A 5,521-nucleotide genomic window follows, 5' to 3' on the forward strand; every position below is an offset into this window, starting at 1 on the left:
CATCGCAACCGCCAATGTGTTGGTTATTGATAAAAATTTGGGGTACCGTTCGACCTCCGTTGGCTCGTTCCGCCATCTGGTTTCTGGCATTGTCGTCCCCATCGATTTTATACTCGGTGTAGTCAACCCCTTTCCACCATAGCAATAGCTTGGCTCGGATACAGAAGGGGCAGGCTTGCCAGGTGTAAATTTCTACATTGGCTTTCATCTGTTCTGGCTTGCGTCCTAGGATGGGATTGAGAAAATCCAGCATTGTTGGTTAATCCTATGTTGTTGAATCCTATTTAAGGATATAGCATGGTTAGGGGATAGTTTAAATTAAGAAAAAGGAAAGAAATAGGATAAGTTTTGGTGTTACTATAAATCAGTATTTGGTTTGATTATTTATTTTAAAAAACTATCTAGCAATTGTTGTAATAATGGTTACAAAAACCATAAATAAATAATTGATAAAACCGCGATTTTCAAAGCTTTTTAATTCCACTCTAGGGCCACCACCGACTTACATCCTTAATCGCTTCAACAATTGCAGCCAGAGCTTCTTTGCCTCCCAACGAGATAATAGTTGGACTGAGATTAACCAGGACTGCTAATAAAAACTGGCGATCGCGACAAGCCAAGGTGTGAAGAAACTCTTGCCAAAGGGAAACGTCCTCTTGGAGGGATAAGCTGGGATTTTCGATTAGTCCACTGAAGGCTATGGCTCGGTGATACTCAGACTGAATTGCCCGTGCCGTTTCTAGGGCTTGTGGGAGTAGGCTTTCCGGAAAATCTGATACTAGTAGCATCAGGGCTAGGGCTTGGCTCGACTCATCGGTAATTGCCCTTGCTGCTTCTAGGACTTCTGCGAGGATTTGAGGCAACTGTGGTGCTAGATTACTCAGGGCATGGGCTCGGCTCGACTCATCGGTAATGGCCCTTGCTGATTCTAGGGCTTCTGCGAGGATTTGAGGCAACTGTGGTGCTAGATTACTCAGGGCATGGGCTCGGTCTTTGTGATCTGTAATGGCTCGTGCGGCATCTAGGGCTTGTGGTAGGATTTCCGGCAACTGTCGTGCTAGTTCACTCAGGGCATCGGCTCGGTCTTTGTGATCGGTAATCGCTCGTGCCACTTCTAGGGCTTGTGGGAGGAGGGTTTCCGGCAACTGTCGTGCTAGTTCACTCAGGGCATCGGCTCGGTCTTTGTGATCGGTAATCGCTCGTGCCGCATCTAGGGCTTCTGGTAAGATTTCCGGCAACTGTGGTGCTATTTCACTCAGGGCATCGGCTCGGTCTTTGTGATCGGTAAGGGCTCGTGCCGCATCTAGGGCTTCTGGTAAGATTTCCGGCAACTGTGGTGCTATTTCACTCAGAGCATGGGCTCGGTCTTTGTGATCGGTAATGGCCCGTGCCACTTCTAGGGCTTGTGAGAGTAGGCTTTCCCCCAACTGTGGTGCTAGTTTACTCAGGGCATGGGCTCGGTATGACTCATCGGTAATGGCTCGTGCCATATCTAGGGCTTGTGGGAGTAGGCTTTCGGGCAACTCTGGTGCTAGTTTTCCCAGGGCATGGGTTCGGCTGGACTGATTGGTAATGGTTCGTGCCGCTTTTAGGGATTCTGGTATAATTTCGGGCAACTGTGGTGCTAGTTCACTCAGGGCATAGGCTCGGTCTCTATCATTGGTAATGGCTCGTGCTGCTTCTAGGGCTTCTGGTATAATTTCCGGCAACTTTAGTGCTAGTCCACTTAGGGCATCGGCTCGGTTTGACTCATTGGTGATCCCTCGTGCTGCTTCTAGGGCTTGTGGGAGCAAGCTTTCCGACAACTGTGGCGCTAGGTAAATCAGGGCATCGGCTCGGTTTGACTCATCGGTAAGGGCTCGTGCCGCATCTAGGGCTTCTGGTAAAATTTCCGGCAACTGTCGTGCTATTGCTCTGAGGGCATCGGCTCGTTTTGACTCATCGGTAATGACCCGTGCTGCATCTAGGGCTTCTGGTAAGATGTGAGGCAACTGTGGTGTTAGTTCACTCAGGGCATTGGCTCGGTCTCTGTTATCGGTAATGGCCCGTGCCACTTCTAGGGCTTCTGATAAAATTTCGGGCAACTGTGGTGCTAGTCTTATGAGGGCTCTAGCTCGGCTCCACTCATCGGTAATAGCCCGTGCTGCTTTTAGGGCTTCTGGTAAGATGTGAGGCAACTGTGGTGCTAGGTCACTCAGGGCATGGGCTCGGTATGACTCATTAGTAATGGCTCGTGCTGCTTCTAGGGCTTCTGAGAGTAGGCTTTCCGGCAAATATGGTGCTAGGTCTCTAAGGGCATAGGCTCGGATCCACTCATCGGTAATGGCCTGTGCGATTTTGAGGGCTTCTGGGAGTAATGTTTCTGGTAACTTTGGAGCTAGCTCTTCTAGTGCTGATCTTCGACGATTAGGATGTTGTATTTGTTTAACGTAAGCCCAAGCCTGAACTGGAGTCCAGATCTTTTTCTCTACCAGGGCTGCCATCAACTCTCCTGGAATATTCCCTACTAAACTATTGATAGAAGACACCATCAAGGCATAACGGCACTGCAAACTAATAGAACGAGTTGGTGAAGAGGAAAAAGCCTCTTCTGCTAACTGCCAAGCCTTGGCCACATCCTTGACAAAGCTTCCCAGTTGATCAAAACGTTCACAAGCTTCATACCAACCATTGCGTCCAGCCTCTGTTTCCTCTTGCAGCAGTTGGTGGACTTCCTCTACCCAACCGGCTTTTTCTAAATGCCAAGTCAGATAACTGTGACTATAGCCATCATCGGGTAGAGTGTGCCATAACCCGTTTTGGGTTTTTTGGCGATAGCGCTCTAGGAGTTGACCATGGGCTTGGGGCCAGGTTAATCCCAAACCCGGTAAGCTCACCTCTTCCCCTGTAGCTGCTTGATCAGTTAGCAACCGACGGGCCATGTCATGGACTAAGTCATGGAGCTGATAGGTGGCAGTGCCATTAGTTGATTTACCAGAGAGCAGTAGAGCCTTAGACTTAAAATACTGTAATGTCTTTCTGGCCTCCCTAGCACTGATATCCCACAAGGTTGTGCCTAAAGCGGGAGTAATCGAGACATCTTCTGGCAAGACACCAAACCAGGCAAATTGCTGAAATTTTCCTGGTGGTAGTCGCCGTAAACTGAGATTAAAGGATGCCACTAGGCTGTAGTGCTTGCGTCGCTTTTCATCAACCTCTTGGGCACCTGGTAAATCTAAGGTTTCCAACAGGGCAATTTCTTTTTGCAGGTCAGTGAGTAACTCTTTCCAGGAAATACCATCTGCTATTTGTGCTGCCGCTAACTCCAGGGCTAGGGGTAAGTAGCCCACTGTTGTGGCTAGGGCTTGGGCTTGTTTACGGTCTGACCCCTTGAGTTGAGAACCCCCATACTCTTCCAGTAAGGCTAAGGCTTGTGAGGGATTCATCACATCTAAATCATAGCGAGTCACTCCCACAATTTGAGCTTCACGAGTTGTCACTAACACCCGGCACTTAGCACCACCAATCCGAAACGGTTGTACATGGTCTGGCTTCCAAGCGTCGTCTACGACTAGCAGTGTAGCCTTCTCAAACAGCAAGGTTTGTAAATGTCTAGAAGCAGCATTAGTATTAGTGGGTTTATAGTCATGGTCTCCCAGTGCTTGGATCCAACTGCTGAGGAAAGATAGCAAGTCTGGCTGCTGACCCAAGGTTGCCCACAGAATACCATCGGGAAAATGAGTCTGTACCTCTGGATCATGGGCAATAGCAGCAGCCAAGGTAGATTTACCAATCCCCCCTAAACCATAAATAGCGCTAACCACCAGAGTGCCGGTCTTAGCTGTCTGCTCTGACAGTAAGGATTGCTTCAGGGATTGGCTTACCTCTGGGCGCTGGATAAAGTAAGCTGGTAGGGGTGGGGCTTGGAACGGAACCCCTGGCTTAGGGCGAAGGGCTTGGCAGGTTTTGGCAGGAGTAGTAGCAGTTGGTAGGGATTGCTGTTTCGATTTCTCTGGTCGTTTATTCTCCCACTCTTGCTTAAATAGTTCTAGATTTTTGGCTAGGTCTTGGCAGTAGAGTGTCAGGGTAAAATGCCTTTCATCCTTTCCCTTCTTCTTGACACGGTTGTCTTCTAAAATTCCTAAGAAGTCTTCCATCCGCTGCAAGGCTTCTACCACTTGAGCCTTGCTGAGACTACCTGGATAGTTATCCTTCTTGGTCAGTTCAATTAAAAATCTGGTCTGAGTTTGGATTACTAGTTCTCGATGACTTGAGTTTTTCTCTATCCAACGGAATTTAATATCTGGATTTCCCTGATTACCGATGTCTTTAGCAAAAGAAACTAATGCTTCAAATAGACGCAATGCTCTGTCTTTAACTTTAGGACCGTAAGTAGGTCTTGGCATTCTCTTGGGGGATGGGCAAGAAAAAAACTTCAGGGTTAGGGTAGGTTTTCCCACAATTGCAGAAGCTACCCTCAACTAGTCTAGCCTTGATACACAGTGGTTGTAGCTTCCCTCAACTAACTGTTGCGTTTGGACACCACCCCCAGGTCACTATGGTTTCAGTTAGGAAATCGAAGCATTACCATGAATGACCTCAAACAGCAAGTACTTGATAATCAAGGAGTTGACACTATAGCATTAGTCGAACAACCACAGCCCCTCATGGAAAATCCTGCTCTCTGGCTCAAGGATGGGGACAGTCCAGCGGAAATGATTTTAGCGATCGCAGTTTTAGTGGGAGCATTGACTAGATTGATCCAGGTGGTGGGTCCTTGGTTTAAGAGGCAGGATGGGTGATCCCCCCTAACCCCCCTTAATAAGGGGGGAAATGGAATGATTTGAAGAGTAGGTGCGCTTTCCAATGGCCGGGGAACCCGGCCTTGGGTCGCACCTGTGGAATGGGCATCAGGCGTAGAACTGGCATCTTGCCAGTTTCATGCTGATTGTTTGAAGAGTTGTGTGGAATGGGCATCAGGCGTAGAACTGGCAAGATGCCAGTTTCATGCTGATTTTCACGCGGGCAGGATGCCCACTCTACATTGTCACGCGGGCAGGATGCCCACTCTACATTTTCATGCGGGCAGGATGCCCACTCTACTGCTATTCAGCGCGAAGACTGACGCAACGCCCCCTGTTCCCGATTCCCGATTCCCGTTCCCCTCCTGGGAGGGGTTAGGGGTGGGTTCCGATTCCCGATTCCCGATTCCCGTTCCCCTCCTGGGAGGGGTTAGGGGTGGGTTCCGATTCCCGATTCCCGATTCCCGTTCCCCTCCTGGGAGGGGTTAGGGGTGGGTTCCGATTCCCGATTCCCTAGGATGATGCGATCGCATCCGTTTCCACACACCCAAACCCCAGAGTAAACAAGGATTTCAGTCCCTGTGCCCTATTCCCTATTCCCTGTTCCCTTCTACGAGATACCACGCTCTGATAGACTTAAGAACTGTAAACAAATAATTAAGAAAATAAGCTCATCTAGCTTTTGGGAGAACGGGCGCTTTGGAAAATACACTAGGTTTAGAAATTATAGAAGTCGTAGA

Annotated in this window: 4 protein-coding genes; 2 read left to right on the forward strand and 2 right to left on the reverse strand. The window is 48.8% G+C overall.

Annotated features, from left to right (window positions below):
• Together grxC and F6K37_RS31025 are read right to left on the reverse strand one after the other, a co-directional pair.
• The coding region (gene grxC / locus F6K37_RS31020; protein ID WP_287254379.1) for a glutaredoxin 3 at window positions 1-253 on the reverse strand (253 nt) is incomplete at its 3' end.
• 232 nt (window positions 254-485) lie between these two features.
• The gene (locus F6K37_RS31025; RefSeq protein WP_287254381.1) at window positions 486-4,385 is read right to left on the reverse strand and encodes an NB-ARC domain-containing protein; all 3,900 of its coding nucleotides are present in this window, start codon (window positions 4,383-4,385) and stop codon (window positions 486-488) included.
• A 183-nt stretch (window positions 4,386-4,568) separates the two neighbouring features.
• Between F6K37_RS31025 and F6K37_RS31030 the strand changes: the two genes are divergently transcribed.
• Together F6K37_RS31030 and F6K37_RS31035 are read left to right on the forward strand one after the other, a co-directional pair.
• Window positions 4,569-4,781: a hypothetical protein gene (locus tag F6K37_RS31030; RefSeq protein WP_287254383.1), complete on the forward strand. Its 213-nt coding sequence runs from the start codon at window positions 4,569-4,571 to the stop codon at window positions 4,779-4,781.
• 96 nt (window positions 4,782-4,877) lie between these two features.
• Entirely contained in the window at window positions 4,878-5,270 is a 393-nt protein-coding gene (locus F6K37_RS31035) for a hypothetical protein (RefSeq protein ID WP_287254385.1), read from the forward strand.
• Window positions 5,271-5,521: the final 251 nt, after the last annotated feature.

Source organism: Moorena sp. SIO4E2 (genome assembly GCF_010671945.1).
GTDB classification, from domain to species: Bacteria; Cyanobacteriota; Cyanobacteriia; order Cyanobacteriales; family Coleofasciculaceae; genus Moorena; species Moorena producens.

Excerpts from the sequence above, each read along its gene's own strand:
- F6K37_RS31025 (WP_287254381.1), bottom strand. The coding sequence starts at position 4,385 with ATGCCAAGACCTACTTACGGTCCTAAAGTTAAAGACAGAGCATTGCGT.
- F6K37_RS31030 (WP_287254383.1), top strand. The coding sequence starts at position 4,569 with ATGAATGACCTCAAACAGCAAGTACTTGATAATCAAGGAGTTGACACT.